This window comes from Klebsiella sp. K47, assembly GCF_051858335.1.
In the GTDB taxonomy this organism is placed as follows: Bacteria; Pseudomonadota; Gammaproteobacteria; order Enterobacterales; family Enterobacteriaceae; genus Klebsiella; species Klebsiella pneumoniae.
Map to the genome: position 1 here is coordinate 1 of NZ_JBPYUI010000018.1, position 15,486 is coordinate 15,486.

14 protein-coding genes and 3 pseudogenes are annotated in these 15,486 nt (G+C 53.1%); 6 read left to right on the forward strand and 11 right to left on the reverse strand.

Annotation, left to right across the window (positions count from 1 at the left end; genetic code table 11):
• Positions 1-80 (reverse strand): annotated as a pseudogene (locus RRF55_RS17375) (type VI secretion system contractile sheath small subunit); the annotation flags it as partial.
• Positions 81-719: 639 nt separating this feature from the next.
• Between RRF55_RS17375 and RRF55_RS17380 the strand changes: the two are divergent.
• A complete protein-coding gene (locus RRF55_RS17380) occupies positions 720-1,286 on the forward strand; it encodes a DJ-1/PfpI family protein (protein ID WP_004190556.1) in 567 nt (188 codons plus the stop codon).
• A 198-nt stretch (positions 1,287-1,484) separates the two neighbouring features.
• Here the strand turns inward: RRF55_RS17380 and RRF55_RS17385 are convergent, their stop codons facing one another.
• Together RRF55_RS17385 and RRF55_RS17390 are read right to left on the reverse strand one after the other, a co-directional pair.
• On the reverse strand, positions 1,485-3,017 hold the full coding sequence (locus RRF55_RS17385; protein ID WP_032414818.1) for an HD domain-containing protein: 1,533 nt from the start codon (positions 3,015-3,017) through the stop codon (positions 1,485-1,487).
• A 216-nt stretch (positions 3,018-3,233) separates the two neighbouring features.
• A complete protein-coding gene (locus RRF55_RS17390; RefSeq protein ID WP_032410959.1) occupies positions 3,234-3,995 on the reverse strand; it encodes an SDR family NAD(P)-dependent oxidoreductase in 762 nt (253 codons plus the stop codon).
• Between the two features lie 108 nt (positions 3,996-4,103).
• On the opposite strand from RRF55_RS17390, the gene RRF55_RS17395 reads away from it, so the two are divergent.
• Positions 4,104-5,018: a LysR family transcriptional regulator gene (locus tag RRF55_RS17395; RefSeq protein ID WP_032414817.1), complete on the forward strand. Its 915-nt coding sequence runs from the start codon at positions 4,104-4,106 to the stop codon at positions 5,016-5,018.
• Between the two features lie 300 nt (positions 5,019-5,318).
• Entirely contained in the window at positions 5,319-5,507 is a 189-nt protein-coding gene (gene ymcF / locus RRF55_RS17400) for a cold shock small protein YmcF (RefSeq protein WP_071994685.1), read from the forward strand.
• Positions 5,508-5,577: 70 nt separating this feature from the next.
• On the opposite strand, the pseudogene RRF55_RS17405 reads toward ymcF, so the two are convergent.
• Positions 5,578-5,841, reverse strand: a pseudogene (locus RRF55_RS17405) (ATP-binding protein); the annotation flags it as partial.
• A 50-nt stretch (positions 5,842-5,891) separates the two neighbouring features.
• On the opposite strand from RRF55_RS17405, the gene RRF55_RS17410 reads away from it, so the two are divergent.
• Positions 5,892-6,029 (forward strand): hypothetical protein, encoded by a 138-nt coding sequence (locus tag RRF55_RS17410; protein WP_021469311.1) that lies wholly within the window; start codon positions 5,892-5,894, stop codon positions 6,027-6,029.
• A 24-nt stretch (positions 6,030-6,053) separates the two neighbouring features.
• On the opposite strand, the gene RRF55_RS17415 is transcribed toward RRF55_RS17410, so the two are convergent.
• The 3 genes and pseudogenes from RRF55_RS17415 to RRF55_RS17425 form a co-directional block, all read right to left on the reverse strand.
• Positions 6,054-6,923: an aldo/keto reductase gene (locus RRF55_RS17415; RefSeq protein WP_032414815.1), complete on the reverse strand. Its 870-nt coding sequence runs from the start codon at positions 6,921-6,923 to the stop codon at positions 6,054-6,056.
• Between the two features lie 78 nt (positions 6,924-7,001).
• Positions 7,002-8,204, reverse strand: a complete 1,203-nt coding sequence (locus RRF55_RS17420) for an MFS transporter (RefSeq protein ID WP_439419148.1) — start codon at positions 8,202-8,204, stop codon at positions 7,002-7,004.
• Between the two features lie 72 nt (positions 8,205-8,276).
• Positions 8,277-9,413, reverse strand: a pseudogene (locus RRF55_RS17425) (alpha/beta hydrolase).
• Positions 9,414-9,585: 172 nt separating this feature from the next.
• Here RRF55_RS17425 and RRF55_RS17430 point away from each other — a divergent pair.
• Positions 9,586-10,470: a LysR family transcriptional regulator gene (locus tag RRF55_RS17430; protein ID WP_004152138.1), complete on the forward strand. Its 885-nt coding sequence runs from the start codon at positions 9,586-9,588 to the stop codon at positions 10,468-10,470.
• 90 nt (positions 10,471-10,560) lie between these two features.
• On the opposite strand, the gene RRF55_RS17435 is transcribed toward RRF55_RS17430, so the two are convergent.
• The 3 genes from RRF55_RS17435 to RRF55_RS17445 all read right to left on the reverse strand — a co-directional run bounded on the left by RRF55_RS17435 (position 10,561) and on the right by RRF55_RS17445 (position 13,716).
• A complete protein-coding gene (locus RRF55_RS17435) occupies positions 10,561-11,574 on the reverse strand; it encodes a hypothetical protein (protein WP_032438529.1) in 1,014 nt (337 codons plus the stop codon).
• Between the two features lie 412 nt (positions 11,575-11,986).
• The gene (locus RRF55_RS17440; protein WP_004176446.1) at positions 11,987-13,603 is read right to left on the reverse strand and encodes a peptide ABC transporter substrate-binding protein; all 1,617 of its coding nucleotides are present in this window, start codon (positions 13,601-13,603) and stop codon (positions 11,987-11,989) included.
• Positions 13,600-13,716, reverse strand: a complete 117-nt coding sequence (locus RRF55_RS17445; RefSeq protein WP_004148146.1) for a hypothetical protein — start codon at positions 13,714-13,716, stop codon at positions 13,600-13,602. Before RRF55_RS17445 ends, RRF55_RS17440 begins: the two co-directional genes overlap by 4 nt.
• Positions 13,717-13,788: 72 nt before the next feature.
• On the opposite strand from RRF55_RS17445, the gene mpaA reads away from it, so the two are divergent.
• The gene (gene mpaA / locus RRF55_RS17450; protein WP_004152134.1) at positions 13,789-14,496 is read left to right on the forward strand and encodes a murein tripeptide amidase MpaA; all 708 of its coding nucleotides are present in this window, start codon (positions 13,789-13,791) and stop codon (positions 14,494-14,496) included.
• On the opposite strand, the gene ycjG is transcribed toward mpaA, so the two are convergent.
• On the reverse strand, positions 14,493-15,458 hold the full coding sequence (gene ycjG, locus RRF55_RS17455) for an L-Ala-D/L-Glu epimerase (RefSeq protein ID WP_439419149.1): 966 nt from the start codon (positions 15,456-15,458) through the stop codon (positions 14,493-14,495). The two genes, mpaA and ycjG, sit on opposite strands and share 4 nt — an antisense overlap.
• Positions 15,459-15,486: the final 28 nt, after the last annotated feature.

A 15,486-nucleotide genomic window follows, 5' to 3' on the forward strand; every position in this document is an offset into this window, starting at 1 on the left:
TTTTGCGCGCCGCCGGTATGAAGAGATAATTTGAGATTAATGCGCGCCCTGGGGACTTCATTCTGGAACGTATCAGCCATAGCAGTTCCTTTCCTTAAGGAATAATTATTGAAGATATATTGATGTGAAACGTGACGATGATAAAGCAAAAATGGATTACCGATCAACTTAACCACCTAATAATTATATTTATTCATAAACACCCCCTTTCACCATGAAAATAAAAGCACCATGAATATCAACATTTAAAATGTGTAACAACAGTCAATGATAAATTCAATAAATAATGCACCAAAGGAATGTTTGCAATGGATACTATAAGGCGGGCTAAAACATTAAGCGGATGAATAAAGGAAACCATAAAGACGACCGGGCAATATAATTCGCTCATTATGCAAATTTAGCGTAACAACGCAATAAATTACTCAGAGGGATAATATCTGGCTTCCATCCGATTGCCCCTTCGCGGCGGACGCTTAATAGTCCTGGCGCGAAATCTAAACGGTAACAATATTCTTCTGCTCCCCTTACTCCTCACAAACCGATTTTTTGCGGATAACGAGCCACAGCGCGATATCGAACAAAGTTGTCGTTAGCAAAAAAACATGAGCCCGGCTACAAGACGCACACGACACCGTCGTCGGCATCCTGAACGGTTCGCATTCTGCAAGTCGCCAGGCTATATCTAAGACACCTTTCGCCCACAACGAGACACAAAGATGAGCAAGAAAATCCTAATGCTGGTCGGCGATTATGCCGAAGATTACGAAACGATGGTTCCTTTTCAGGCACTGCAGATGATTGGACACCAGGTCGATGCCGTCTGCCCGGATAAAGCCGCTGGCGACTATGTCATGACCGCAATCCATGACTTTGACGGCGCCCAGACTTATAGCGAAAAGCCGGGCCATCGCTTCACGCTGAACGCTGACTTCGCCGCAGTTAAGGCCGAGAACTACGATGCGCTAGTGATCCCCGGCGGCCGGGCGCCGGAGTATCTGCGCCTGAACGAGGAGGTTATTAAACTGGTACAGGCATTCGACGCCGCGCGTAAACCTATCGCCGCCGTCTGCCACGGCCCGCAGCTGCTGGCCGCCGCCGGTATTCTGCAGGGACGGACCTGCAGCGCCTATCCCGCCTGCGCTCCGGAAGTGCGCCTGAGCGGTGGGCACTATGCGGATATTGGTATCGACCAGGCGCATGTGGACGGTAACCTGGTTACCGCCCCCGCCTGGCCTGCTCATCCACAGTGGCTGGCGAAATTCGCCGCCCTGCTGGCGGAATAACCATACTGAGCCGGTGTTTTTGTTGAGCCACCCGCTCCCCTGCGGGAATCTATGCCTCAGCGCGGTGTTTAGTCTCGGGTAAACGCGCTGTTGTATGTTATGCCGATGGCGGGGATGCGCCACGATTTACCGCTTATCTTCAGGGGCCGGTTAAAAAACCAGCCCCTGAAAGATTTATCGCTGCCCTGACGGGCATCATCAATTCAGCAACGCGATCTGCTTGACCACTATTTCATTGATTTTATAGATTATTTCAGGAGTTACGCGTTCTTTGATATCGCGGTCAACAAATACCCGAATGCAATATTTGATGATTTGATACTGATTTAACTTATCACCACATTCAATTAACGGTTTTATTTCGTAGCGGTTCTTAAGATCTTTCACCAAAAGCTTAACTTCGGTTTTATCCAGGTCTTTAAAGGCGCAGTCGGAGACAATATCAACGGCAAATTCATGTGGTTTGAAATGAGGCTGTAATACAGAAGTCAATAACCCGGTGAGTTGACTCTTCCACGCCTTATTTTCCTTGTCAGCGATGTTAGCTTTATACACAGAGTGTTTGGCCTCATAGACCTTCGACCATGGGTGTCGGTTAATAATGTCAGCAAGTATTTTTTTATTAACCGCCTCGGTATCGCTGATATCTATCCATTCACCAACCTTGTCATTCAAAAAATAATCATCACTGCACGCCAAATAAAACTCCTTCAGCGCGTCGATGAAGCTTTCATCGCTATGGTCAACGATACGGTCGGTAACGTCAGCGATAATGACATTTTGTGGATCCTTGCTTTGCATAATCTCACATAATGTGCTCAACATCGTCGCAAAGGCGCGGTTTGTTTTATGGTAATACACCTGCGAGAAAAGGCTGGAGCGCGCCCCAATAAACTCAGCGATCGAATCAATCCCACTCTCTTTGTAAGCAAGGTACAATTTTCCCTGTTCCTCGACCGGGACAATTGACATAAACAAGCGATTGTAATCGTAGATGCCACACTTGACGCCGGAGAAATAGCCATCTCTGAGCAAGTAATCCATCCGGTCGGCATCGATCGGACAGGAAGAGATGATCGAGGTCATTAACGGCAGGATATCTGTTGCCTTTCCATTAATTTCCTCAATGATCTGTTGGTCACCGTATCTTTTTTCGATAATTTTTAACACATTTTCGATATTTATTTCGTCATCGACCTTACCTTGTTTTCTCAGATCATGATAAATCATCAGGCTGAACAACAGCGAAAGCTGTTCATGTTCAACTTTCTGTTCTGGCTTGCTTAATACATCAATGATTGAATGGTAGGCCGTGGGGAGAACATCGGAGAATTCGTGCTTACCAGGCATAAAACTCTCAAACTGGTGGGATACCGGCCCGTGCCCGATGTCATGCATCAGGGCAGCGAGTCTCAACTCCTGAATGTTGTGTTTTGGTATCTGATCGATATGACCAAACACATGGCCATCATCATATTTCTTTTGATACCGTATCGCATTCAGGCGTAAATTATTGAGTATTTCACTTGATAAATGCAGCACCCCGAGAGAGTGTTCGAAGCGGCTGTGCACCGCAGAGGGAAACACCTTATATAAAAAAGAGTTCTGTTTAATGTTGCGTAAGCGCTGGAACAGGGGGTGATTGATAAAGGCAATCTCGAGTGTCGTCAAACGAATAGTGCCGTGAATGGGATCAAGGATCTTACTGGTCAATTCATTTTCAAAATCCATATCTTAAATCCTTTCATACATGCATTAAATATATTTAGCATATTGACTGTTTATTCAACAATAATCTTGCGCATTCAGGCAATAAGGTCAATCACTAATATTTAACGAGCAACGCGGCAGATCATTATTTCCTTATCTCTCCACAGCGTCGCGCTATATCGGCATCCACTGACATATCGATTGACTACGGATGAAAACAGCCCCGGTTTTCTTCGCTCAGATGCGCATTCCCCCGGAAACCTCAATGCGCTGGGCATTCACCCAGCGATGATCATCGGATAACAGCGAGGCGATCATCGGCCCGATATCCTCTGGCAGGCCAGGTCGGCCCAGCGCCGTCATGTTCGCTACCGCCTGAGCGACCTGCGAGTTATCCCGCACCACCCCGCCGCTGAAATCGGTGGCGATGGCGCCGGGCGCCACGCAGTTCACCGTGATCCCGCGACTGCCCAGCTCAAACGCCATATAGCGAGTCAGGGTTTCCACCGCGGATTTCATGATCGCATAGGGCGCCCGGTTCGCCATCACGATGCGGGTGAGGCCGGACGAGACATTCACTATTCGCCCGCCATCGGCCAGCAGCGGCAATAGTTTTTGGCTGAGGAAGAAAACGCTCTTCACGTGGATGCGATACAGCGCATCGAATTCCGCTTCCGTGGCGTTAAGAAATCCCATGCCGCTGGCGTTGCCGGCATTATTGACCAGATAATCAAATTTATCGGCGCCCAGCTCCGTCAGCGCGCCCTGAAAAGCGCTAACAAATGCGTCAAAGGTGTCGATTTCGCCGGCGCTGAAAGGCAACGCGATCGCCCGGGCGCCCAGTGCTTCAACCCGTGTAACCACCTCGTTCGCCTCGGCAAGACGCGTTTTGTAGGTCAGTACTACATTTACGCCGCGCTGTGCCAGCGCTTCGACGGTCGCGCGTCCCAGGCCGCGGCTGCCGCCTGTCACCAGGGCGATTTTTGCGCTATTGTTCATGTTTTCTCCTTTTCTCTCTGCTGAAAACATGAGCGATTATAAGCCCCTGAATGCCGACGATAAGACCGCGTTGGGCGACAGGATAGTTTTGCCAGCTGGAACAATGTCATGGATAAACTGGATACTCTGACCTTGTTTGTGCGCATCGTCGAACGGGGCTCATTCAGTGCCGCCGCCGCGGATCTGGGGGCTTCCCGGCCAGTAGCGACCGCGGCTATTAAAGCGTTGGAGGTCAGTCTCGGGGCGCGGCTGCTACATCGTACCACCCGGCACGTACGGCCGACGGCAGAAGGCTCGCTGTATTATCAGCGCTGCGTGTCCATTCTGGCGGCCCTTGAGGAGGCCAACCGCAGCGCCGGGGGGAGCATCTCCGGCACCATTCGGGTAGACGTGGCGGGCAACCTGGCACGGACCCTGCTTCTGCCCGCGCTGCCGCAGTTTCTCGCCCGCTACCCGGACATTACGCTGCAGATCGGCGAAAGCGAGCGTGACGTCGATCTGGTTCGCGAGGGAGTCGACTGCGTCATTCGCGGCGGCCATCTCCCCGACAGCGAGATGATCTGCCGGCCGCTCGCCGGGTTGCAGGAGATCACCTGCGCCAGCCCGACCTATCTCGCCCGGTACGGCACCCCGCATACGATTGAAGGACTGACGGGCCACGTGATGATCGGGTTTGTTTCATCGCGCGCGCAACGTACCTTGCCGCTGAGCTTTACCCAGGATGGCCGTCAGAGCGAGGTCAGTTTGCCCTGTCGGCTGCTGACTTCCGATGCCGACGTCGGCGCCGAAGCGGCAAGGCTTGGCTTTGGCCTGTATCAGGCGCCCTTGCCCCGCCTTGAGGCCGATCTGGCGTCGGGCGCGTTAACGGAAGTGCTGGCCGATTTTCGTCCTGCGCCGCTGCCGCTCTCCCTGCTCTATCCCAGTAATCGGCAGCTCTCTGCCCGGGTACAGGTATTTATCGACTGGGTGACGGCGCTGATGAAGCCTCCCCTGGCGCAGCAGGCATCCGGAAGGCTAAAATAACGTTTGCTATTATTCACGGCACGTGCGTTAATCGTTGAGTCGATTTACCAGACAAAAAGTTATTATCTGAGTACGTGTTCTCATCTCCAGGCGTTATCCCTGATACCACCTTCCTTTGAGCAGTCCCGTTAGTAGTTTGCTTTTTCTGTAAACAGGCCCTGTCAGATCCTTGTCGGCTCCTTAAAAAGTCCGCCATCTGACACAAAACCCGGCTTACCACCAACTAAAATCAGCCGCGTTAATTTTCCTGAAACGACCATTGTCTTTTCAACAGAACATCACCCATACAAGGTTTACATTATGATCGAACATATCCATTTTAGATGCCCATGCTGCCATGGCTCCCAGTACAGAACGTCCCAGTTTGACGTCACTGAAAAAAACCCTTTTGGTGCGAAATGCATTTTCTGCAAATCAGCCATGATGACATTAGATATCATCCGTCCTCATCACCTTGGCGTGCACTCCGCTGCCCAGGCACAGCAATAAGATGATGAAGCCGGTGAACGCGGGTGGGGAAATTCCCCCGGTGATTCACCCGGGGGCAACGTCTGTTCCCTCACCCGCAGCGATCGTCGGTGGCATGGCTTAGGCGGGTATCAGGCAACGCTTCTATCAGGGTAGTCACATTCTCCCCGGCGCCAGTTTCCACATTAAAATAGTCCACCGCACGCAGAATAAGCCGCAAGCCTCTGCCGCCTTCCGCTAACGGATCGACATCAAAGTGCTCATCGTTACGCGCCAGCGCCAGGCGTTCGGCAGGAAAGATCTCTCCCGCATCGATAAAGCGCAGTGTCACGCGGTCATTGGCAGCGAAAATTTCCCGTGAGACTGCCGCTTTAAAGGCCACTGCGACGGAAGCATCCAACCGACATGTCACCGGCCAGAGGATCAACTGTCACCAGTCAGCTGCCCGTGACGATCGACTACCGCATTGACAACCATCGCGGCAAACGCGTGGGCGCTAACCAGCATACCGAGCCCGTCGCCGCGGCGCAGGCGGGGAGATGAAGATGGAGCCAATCGGTGCCGCGGTCAGTCGTGGATTTTCACCCCCAGACATCCGCGAACGAACTCAGGGTTGAAGTGTTTTACCGCTTCGCCAACATAGCCTAAATCCAGGGCGCTGATTTGCGCCATTTCGTTATCTGTTAATACGAAATCCCAGATAGCAAAATTTTCTTCAATGCGCTCCTGGCGGGTGGATTTAGGGATCACCGTGACGCCACGCTGCACGTTCCAGCGCAGAACAACCTGCGCAATGGTTTTCTGGTGCGCATCGGCGATCCCCTGCAGCAATGCATCTTGATACGGATTATGTCTGCCACCGCCTAACGGCGCCCACGCTTCAGGCTGAACGTGATAATGCTTCATGGCTTCCAGCGCCGCGGGCTGCGCGAAATAAGGATGCAGTTCAACCTGGTTCACCATTGGCTTAATTCTGACAGTTTCGCAGAAGTTAGCTAACACATGGGGGTAAAAATTGGAGACGCCGATCGCTTTCAGGGTACCGGCCTCATAGGCCTCTTCCAGCGCACGCCAGGCGCTGAAATAATCGCCCATCGCCTGATGTAGCAAATAAAGATCAAAGTATTCCAGGCCCGATTTTTTTAATGACGCGGCAATCCCGGTTTTCGCCATCCCGGTGTTGGCCATGTCCTGGACCCACAGTTTGGAGGTAATAAACAGCGCCTCGCGGGTACACAGACCTTCGGCGATGGCTTCGCGCACGGCCTCACCCACCGCATCTTCATTATCGTAGACGGCAGCGGTATCGATGAGGCGATAACCGGTGCGAATGGCGTTCAACACCGCCTGCTTACACTCCGCTTTATCGGTCACCTTGAAAACGCCGAAACCCAGCATCGGCATTTTGCGAGCGTTACTTAATACTGAATATTCCACGGTGAAGCTCCCCTCTTGTTAAAACACCATGGTAAGACAGGAACGCGGTCACGATTAGCCTCTCATTCCTGATTTGACTTATGCATTCAATTCATTAATCGCAGTGCGCTGAGATGATCTGATTTTGACAGAGAGCAGAAAAGTCACCCCTGCCGCGCCCAGCAGTAACAGACCGCTCAGTGCAAAAGTGCTGTGCCATCCCAGACTATCAAACACCAGGCCGCCTACCGTTGACCCGAGGGCTATCGATAGCTGGATCACGGCGACCATCAGCCCGCCGCCCGTCTCCGCATCCTCGGGCAGCGTCCGCGCAATCCATGTCCACCAGCCGGTGGGCGCCGCCGTCGCCAGCAGCCCCCACAGGCTTAACAGTACGGCGACCGATCCCGTGTGGTGTCCGGCCAGCAGAAGCGTTCCGGCAATTGCGGCCATTAACAACGGGATAGCCACCAGCGTCGGATAAAATCGGGCATTCAGAACGGTCGTAATAAGCAGCGTGCAGATAAAACCGGCGATACCCATTGTCAGCAATATCAGGGACAGACCAGAAGGACTGACCTGGGTCACCGTCTCCAGAAACGGTCGCACATAGGTAAATAAGGTAAACTGTCCCATAAAGAACAGTCCGCAGGCCAGCAATCCCAGGGATAGCGTAGAAAGACGGAACAGACGCAGCACCGATCCCTGCCGCTGTGGTGCGCGCGGACTTTTCATCGACGGCAGGCTAATGCATTGCCAGACGAAGGCCAGCACCGCCAGCGGGACAAGACATAAAAAGGCGCCGCGCCAGCCGACGGTGGCCCCCAGGTAGCTGCCCAGCGGCGCTGCCACAACGGTGGCCAGCGCGTTGCCGCCGTTAAAGATGGCCAGTGCGCGGGGGACCTGGCGTTGCGGCACCAGCCGAATGGCCGTTGCCGTCGACATCGACCAGAAGCCGCCGATGACGATCCCAATGAGCGCTCTGCCCAGCATATAAACCGGGAAACTGGACGCCAGGGCAATAATCACCCCAGAGGCTGCCATCAACGCCGTGAGCCCCAGCAGCAGCCATTTACGGTCCAGCGATCCGGTAAGACGGGATATCGTCAGGCTGGTCAGTACCGCCAGCGCGCCAGAAAGCGCAATGCCCTGACCGGCTAATCCCTCGGTAATGTGTAAATCACCCGCGATGGGTGTCAACAGACTGACCGGCATAAATTCTGAGGCAATGAGCACAAATACGCAGAGCGTCATCGCCAGGACGCCGCTCCAGTGTGCCCGGGTGTGACCTAATGCAGACATTATTTCTCTCCGACAAGACAAAGCCGCCCGCAGGCGCGTGGCGGCTTTGGGGATGTCTCCGGCACAGGAGATCTATTTCAGGTTGGTTTTAAAAAATTGCGCGAACGTCGCAAAGGGAATTTTGCCCGCGACGTTGTCATAGAGATCGACGTGGTTTGCGCCTGGGACAATCACCAGCGCTTTCTCTTTACTGCCGATGGCCTTAAAGGCATCTTCGGCAAAATAGCGTGAATGGGCTTTTTCGCCGGTCACGATAAGCGTCGGAATAGTCACTTCGCTGGCGTAACTCAGCAGCGGCATATTCATAAACGACAGCGGCATCGTCGCATTCCAGGCCCCGGTTGAATTAACCGAACGCGGATGGAAACCACGCGGCATACGTTAATAATCGAAGAACTCTTTCAGGACCGGGTTGGGGTTGGCGGGCAAGGTTTCCGGCAAAATACGATCGGCAGCGCTGATGTTGCCTTTATCATCAACATATATGTCATGCCCACCGGGTGCGGAAGTGCCGTTTGCCGCATCCTTCCAGCGCTGCGCGTTCAAGTACTGCAGTACCGCTCGGCGGTCGGCTGTCGTGTAGCGGTCTTTGCCATCGCCCACTCCATGCCCCATCGCGCGGCTCATGTCATACATGACACTGGTCGCCACCGCTTTGACGCGTGTATCCATCGCCGCGTCGTTCAGGGCCATACCGCCCCAGCCACAAATGCCGAGCAAACCGATACGGTTGCGATCCACCTCTTTTTGCAGGCCCAGAAAGTCCACCGCGGCACTAAAATCCTCGGTATTGATATCCGGTGAGGCCACGTTGCGTGGGTAGCCACCGCTTTCGCCCGTATACGATGGGTCAAATGCCAGGGTGACAAACCCCTGTTCGGCCAGCGTCTGGGCATACAGGCCGCTGGACTGCTCTTTTACCGCGCCGAAGGGACCGCTCACGGCAATAGCTGCCAGTTTGCGTTCACCGCGATCCTTCGGCAGGTAGAGATCGCCAACTAAGGTTATCCCGTAGCGGTTCTGGAAGGTCACCTTACGGTGATCCACTTTCAAGCTCTCAGCAAACGTTTTATCCCATTGTTCAATCAGTGAAACAGGCGCATTCGGGTTAGTTGTCTCAGCAGAGCTCATCGTTGTGACTCCAGTTAATGAGGCGCAAAGCAGCATGGCGGGTATCGCGGCTGTCAGTTTTTTGGTGAAAACCGTCATCAAAATTCCCCTAAATAAACGTGATCAATGCAAGTCTTCAGTAGACAACGCTGCTGTGCTTTGTTGTCGTGCGCTTAGTGTAGCCAGCAGTAATGGTTCTGATTAGAGGCTGGAAAATGCTAAAATTAATACCATATTGTTCTAAATGGCATCTGGGTGACGAGGCAGGATAATGGCGAAACGGGAAAACTATAATGACCTTTATCTGTTTATGCAGGTGGTGCGGGAAGGCAGTTTTACCGCCGCAGCGCAACGACTTGGCCTGGCGCAGTCCGGGGTAAGCCGTGCGGTTCGTGAACTTGAAGAACGCCTGGGCGTTCAGCTTCTGGTGCGTACCACCCGCCGGTTGTCGCTCACTCAGGCAGGTGAGCAGCTCTATCACAACGTCGAATCCGGTTTCGACGCCTTAGATATGGGGCTCGCCACGCTGGCCCACTATCGTCAGACGCCCTCCGGTACGGTACGCATCAATGCCAGCCAGCATGCCATTGATAAAGTCCTGCTGCCGAAGCTGGCAGTATTTAAACAACGCTATCCCGATATCAGACTGGAACTGATCAGCGAAAGCCGGTTTGTCGATATTATTGCGCAGCGATTCGATGCGGGCGTGCGTCTGGGCCCGGAAGTCGGGAGTGGCATGATTGCGGTACGCATTTCGCCCGATATGGAGATGGCGGTGGTGGGTACACCGGAACATTTTCGCCGCTACGGCTTTCCACAAACGCCCGCCGATTTAGTCGCCCACCCCTGCATCGCTTATCAGTTCGGCGACGGCAGCCTTTACGCCTGGGAACTTAATGTGGATGGCAAAAAAATCACCCACCCACCTCAGGGACAGTGGGCTTTCGCCGATAGCTATATGGAGGCCAAAGCGGCGAGGCTCGGTCTGGGGCTGGCCTATGTCCCGGAAGAGCTGATTACCGACGATCTAGCCCAGGGCACACTTATCCGGGTGCTCCAGCGTTATAGCCAGCGTCTGGAAGGTTCATTTCTCTATTACCCGCACCGCAATGTGTCACCCGCGCTGAGAGCGGTCATTGATACATTGCGAATGTAGCTGAGGTTGCCTGGATCGTGTTTTGAACTATGGCAAGAGGTACCCCTATCCGCACTAAATCAAGACTCAATATTCGCAACCTTACGTGAGTCAGCCTCCCTTTGGAACCTGCTTTTTTAATATATCGTTAGCATTTTCAATGGGAAAAAGGATATATCCTTCGTTTTTTTTACATTTTACAACTTCCACATTAATATTATTTCCTCTAATATAGATAACACGGTAACTATCAGATGTTTCAGCGAGATACCTCGCATCTTTCCCTAACTCTGGAATCGTCCAGTACTTATTATTGCATCGAAAAGAGCTTCTGGTATCATAAGAATAAACCTTTTTGGTCACAGCATTAAATAACCAACCTGCGCTACCCAAATAAGAAATATAACTAATGCTAAAAAAAACGCAAGATAAACAAAATATCGAATAATGGATCATCGGAGGCACTTTAATTTTTCTTGTCCGGAATAAATCTGTTGTACCTTCTAAAATCATACACCCCACGTGGGAAGTAATCAAAAAAAATGGAATGGCAAACAAAATCGAGAATGACCAACTAATATAAGGAACTTTAGCGATATCAACATCAAAAAACTCTTTAACAAAACCATTTGCAATCATCTTAGAAAAAAACAATATAATCGAGAACACAATAAAAAGGATTTTATTTATTATTTTGACTATCTTTTCTTTTACTCTTGACATACACAAAAAATAATAATTAACAAGCAAGAAAGTAAAATAGCCTGTTGAAATGGCTAAGAGAGCAAGACCATAATTCAAATCACTCCCTGAAAATACTATCGAGCCTGAAACAAAAAAAACCAAGATTAGTACCATCGAGTCTGTAATAATTCTTTTTAGTTTACCTCTTCGTCTGGGAAAGACACCTTTTATTTTCTTTTTCTCCTTAGTTGCAAAGGTCGAAACAGAGTAGAAACTTATAATATATGTGGAAATTGATAACATACCAGTAAATGTTATGATGATGAATAGATCAGTTTCCGGATGCTTCCTGGCATAGATCAAACTAAACAGGATGGCCAGCAATAGATTAAAACCAATCACTAATAGCATAGGTATTGAGCGAAGTATATTTGCCATCATTAATTTCCTTCTTTAACAAATAATATTGCAGACAGTTATAACAGAAATAGTTTCCTCTCGTCTATTCTATGGTGCTACCTAACATACCGGACATATGAAATCAATGTACATTGTTAGTAATTCAGGATTACAGAAAACTGGTATTTTCACTTAAGTCGATCTTCGGTGCGACCAGTTACTGAACATATAATATGCAAAGAACAGCTTTTTTATATATCTCGAACATGAAATATTATTTATTTCTGGTTCATCATTATAGGAAAGACGATATTAATTTTTAAGATCTGGCATAGATTAAAGCACCAAATTCTCAATTGGCTAATTTACTTATTAATAAATAACTGGCGCGGCAAGACGCGCCAGCTCGGGGATCAGCGATGGTTGCCTGACATTATCAGGCAACCAGTACCGGTTAGTGCTTCACGATATACATGGTACGGCTGTAGGCCACATCTTCCGGGTTGGTGATCGGGTAGCCTTTCAGCCACGGCTTAATCAATCGGCCGTTAGTGTACTGGTAGATCGGCGCGATCGGCGCTTTGACCATAATGATCTTTTCCGCCGCGTTGTAATCGTCGTTACGCGCTTTGGCCGAATTCTCTACCGCCGCCTGGGCGAGGATTTTGTCGTACGCCGGATCGTTAAAGCGCGAGATATTTCCGCTGTGGGTGGAGGTCAGCAGCGACAGGAAGGTGGACGGCTCGTTGTAGTCCCCTACCCACGAAGCGCGGATCACGTCGAAATTGCCGGTGTTACGGCTGTCGATATAGGTTTTCCACTCCTGGTTCTGCAGCTTCACTTCCACGCCGAGGTTTTTCTTCCACATCGACGCCACCGCGATGGCAATTTTCTGGTGGTTCTCAGAGGTGTTATACAGCAGCGTCAGCTTCAGCGGACGATTCGGGCCATAGCCCGCGGCAGCCAGCAGGGCTTTCGCCTGGGCATTAAGCTCAGCCTGACTCATGCTCTCAAACTGTGACGGCTGGGGGGTGAAGCCCGCCGTCACGTCCGGCGTGAAGCGCCAGGCCGGTTTTTCCCCGGTCCCCAGTACTTTCTCCGCCATCACCCGGCGATCGATGGTCATGCTCAGCGCCAGGCGTACCCGCTCATCCGCCGTCGGCCCCTTTTGGGTATTGAAAGCGTAATAGTAGGTACCCAGCTGCGGCGGGGTATACACCTGCCCCGGAATATCCTTCAGCAGTTTCTGGTACATATTTTTCGGGAAAGACTCGGTGATATCGATATCCCCTGCAAGATAGCGCTTGGTGGCGGCGGACTCCTGGTTAATCGGCACAAAGGTGACCTGCTGGATCACCGTTTTGGCGTTATCCCAGTAGTGCGTGTTCGGCACCACCACCAGCTTCTCATTGACCACACGGTCTTTCAGAACATAGGCGCCGTTGCCCACCAGGCTGCCGGGCCGCGTCCAGTTCGCCCCGCTGTCGACATTCGCCTTTTGCACCGGATAGAAGGCAAAGCTGGCGGTCAGGTTGCTGAACCACGGCAGTGGTTTATCCAGCTGCACCCGCAGGGTGTGGGCGTCGACGGCGGTGACTCCCAGGGTCTCCGGCGCGGCTTTGCCGTCAATAATGTTCTGCGCGTTAGCGATCCCCGCCAGCGCCGCGAACCAGGCGAACGGCGAAGTGGTTTTCGGATCCACCAGACGCTGCCAGCTATAGACGAAATCTTCGGCAGTAACCGGCGTGCCGTCGGACCAGCGGGCATTATCACGCAGGGTAAAGGTCCAGACGCGGTTATCGTTGCTCTGCCAGCGGGTCGCTACGCCTGGAACCAGGTTGCCTTTCGCATCCTGATTGACTAAACCTTCAAACAGATCGCGGATCACCTGGATTTCCGGCAGGCCCACCGCTTTGGCGGGATCTAACGAGGCGGGTTCATCTTTGATATGGCGCACTAACAGCTGTTTTTCCGCCAGTACCGTGCCCGGCGGTACGTCAGCCGCCCAGGCCAGAGAAGATACGCTGGCTAACCACAGCGCGCCGCATGTCAAAGCGACAGGATACTTCATAAGATCCCCTTTAAAATGAAAAAAATACCGCCAACAGAGCGATAATTATTTGTTTCATCACCTGAAATTGCAAACGACATATGATAGAAAATTGATGTGCCGTCGGATTTCACGCCTCAGGGAATGGGTTTGATCCCGATACGCTTTTCGCCAACACTAAATAATAACGACACACAGGAAGCCCTATGTCTATTTCACGTCCTCGCCCGCAGCGCGGCGACTTTCCGCCGGGAACCCGGCAGTATGGCAGCTCGGAACTGGGCGCGCCGCTGCTGTGGTTTCCTGCGCCGCAGGCCGACAGCCGTAGCGGGCTGATTATTGCCGGTACCCACGGTGATGAGAATTCGTCGATTGTGACCCTCTCCTGCGCCCTGCGCACCCTGAAACCCGAGCTGCGCCGCCACCACGTGGTGCTGACGGTCAATCCTGACGGCTGTCAGCTCGGGCTGCGCGCCAATGCCCGCGGCGTTGACCTCAACCGTAACTTTCCGGCAGCCAACTGGAAGCAAGGGGAAACGGTTTACCGCTGGAATAGCGCGGCGGCGGAGCGCGACGTGGTGCTGTTGACCGGTGAGCAGCCGGGTTCGGAACGGGAGACCGAGGCCCTGTGTCAGTTGATCCATCAGATTCATCCGGCGTGGGTGGTCTCCTTTCACGATCCGCTGGCCTGTATCGAAGATCCGGGCCACAGCCCGCTGGGTCGCTGGCTGGCCGACGCCTTCTCCCTGCCGCTGGTGGGCAGCGTGGGCTACGACACGCCGGGCTCCTTTGGCAGCTGGTGCGCCGATATCGGACTCCCCTGCATCACCGCCGAGTTCCCGCCGGTCTCCGCCGACGAGGCAACGGAGCGTTACCTGCCGGCGATGACCGATCTGCTGCGCTGGCAGGCTTAAAGATGAAGCACGCCGGTGCTGAACCGCAGCGCCGGCTCAACGTCCACCGCCAGCCATGTCGGGCCGTCGAGGTCAGCGAAGCGCGCCAGCGGCGCCAGAGGGAGCGCGGCGGCGATCCCGCGCGAGGTGCAGAGCATACAGCCCAGCATCCGTTCAAATTCCTGCCGTTCCGCCTCCCCGGCCAGAGCCAGCGCTTCGGTCAGGCCGCCCGTTTTATCCAGTTTGATATTGATCATCTCATAGCGCCCGCGCAGCCGCGGCAGGCTCTCCCGGATGTGGCAGCTCTCGTCGGCGCAAATCGGCAGCGGATGAACGAAGTTTTCCAGCGCCGAGTCGTCGTCGGCGGGGAGCGGCTGCTCAAGCATCGCCACACCGAGGTCCGCCAGCAGCTGACAGCGCGCCGCCAGCCCCTCGCTGTGCCAGGATTCATTGGCATCAACAATCAGCGTAGCCTCCGGCGCCGCCTGGCGGATAGCGATTAGCCGCTCGCTGATCAGTCGATCATCGAGCTTCACCTTCAACAGCTGGGCCCCTGCCTGCCACAGCGCCGCGGCGCTGGCCGCCATCTGATCCGGCGTGCCAATGACCACCGTCTGGGCGGTAATCACCCGGTTAGGCAACGCCACGCCCAACAACTGGGCCAAGGTTTTGCCTTCGCGCCGGGCCTGCAGATCCCATAGCGCGCAGTCAATGGCATTGCGGGCGGCGCCTGCCGGCAGCAGCCGCTGCAGCTGTTCGCGAGTAAGCCCCGCCTCCAGTTGCTCGCCGATCGCCATCACCTGGGCCATGACCGAGGCGATGCTCTCGCCATAGCGGGGATACGGTGTGCATTCGCCTACCCCTTTCACGCCGTCCTCTTCCAGTTCCACTACCACCACTTTTGCCTCGCTGCGGCTACCACGGGCGATCACAAAAGGGGTATGGAGCGGCCAGGCTTCCTCATACACTCGCACGTTACGCATTCCCTTGTCCTCTCTGGTAAATGTTAAA

Coding starts and splice junctions, on each gene's coding strand:
- RRF55_RS17395 (WP_032414817.1), top strand. CDS start 4,104: ATGGATAAACTGGATACTCTGACCTTGTTTGTGCGCATCGTCGAACGG.
- RRF55_RS17380 (WP_004190556.1), top strand. CDS start 720: ATGAGCAAGAAAATCCTAATGCTGGTCGGCGATTATGCCGAAGATTAC.
- RRF55_RS17435 (WP_032438529.1), bottom strand. CDS start 11,574: ATGATGGCAAATATACTTCGCTCAATACCTATGCTATTAGTGATTGGT.
- RRF55_RS17440 (WP_004176446.1), bottom strand. CDS start 13,603: ATGAAGTATCCTGTCGCTTTGACATGCGGCGCGCTGTGGTTAGCCAGC.
- RRF55_RS17390 (WP_032410959.1), bottom strand. CDS start 3,995: ATGAACAATAGCGCAAAAATCGCCCTGGTGACAGGCGGCAGCCGCGGC.
- RRF55_RS17385 (WP_032414818.1), bottom strand. CDS start 3,017: ATGGATTTTGAAAATGAATTGACCAGTAAGATCCTTGATCCCATTCAC.
- RRF55_RS17410 (WP_021469311.1), top strand. CDS start 5,892: ATGTCACCGGCCAGAGGATCAACTGTCACCAGTCAGCTGCCCGTGACG.
- RRF55_RS17420 (WP_439419148.1), bottom strand. CDS start 8,204: ATGTCTGCATTAGGTCACACCCGGGCACACTGGAGCGGCGTCCTGGCG.
- ycjG (WP_439419149.1), bottom strand. CDS start 15,458: ATGCGTAACGTGCGAGTGTATGAGGAAGCCTGGCCGCTCCATACCCCT.
- ymcF (WP_071994685.1), top strand. CDS start 5,319: ATGATCGAACATATCCATTTTAGATGCCCATGCTGCCATGGCTCCCAG.
- mpaA (WP_004152134.1), top strand. CDS start 13,789: ATGTCTATTTCACGTCCTCGCCCGCAGCGCGGCGACTTTCCGCCGGGA.
- RRF55_RS17430 (WP_004152138.1), top strand. CDS start 9,586: ATGGCGAAACGGGAAAACTATAATGACCTTTATCTGTTTATGCAGGTG.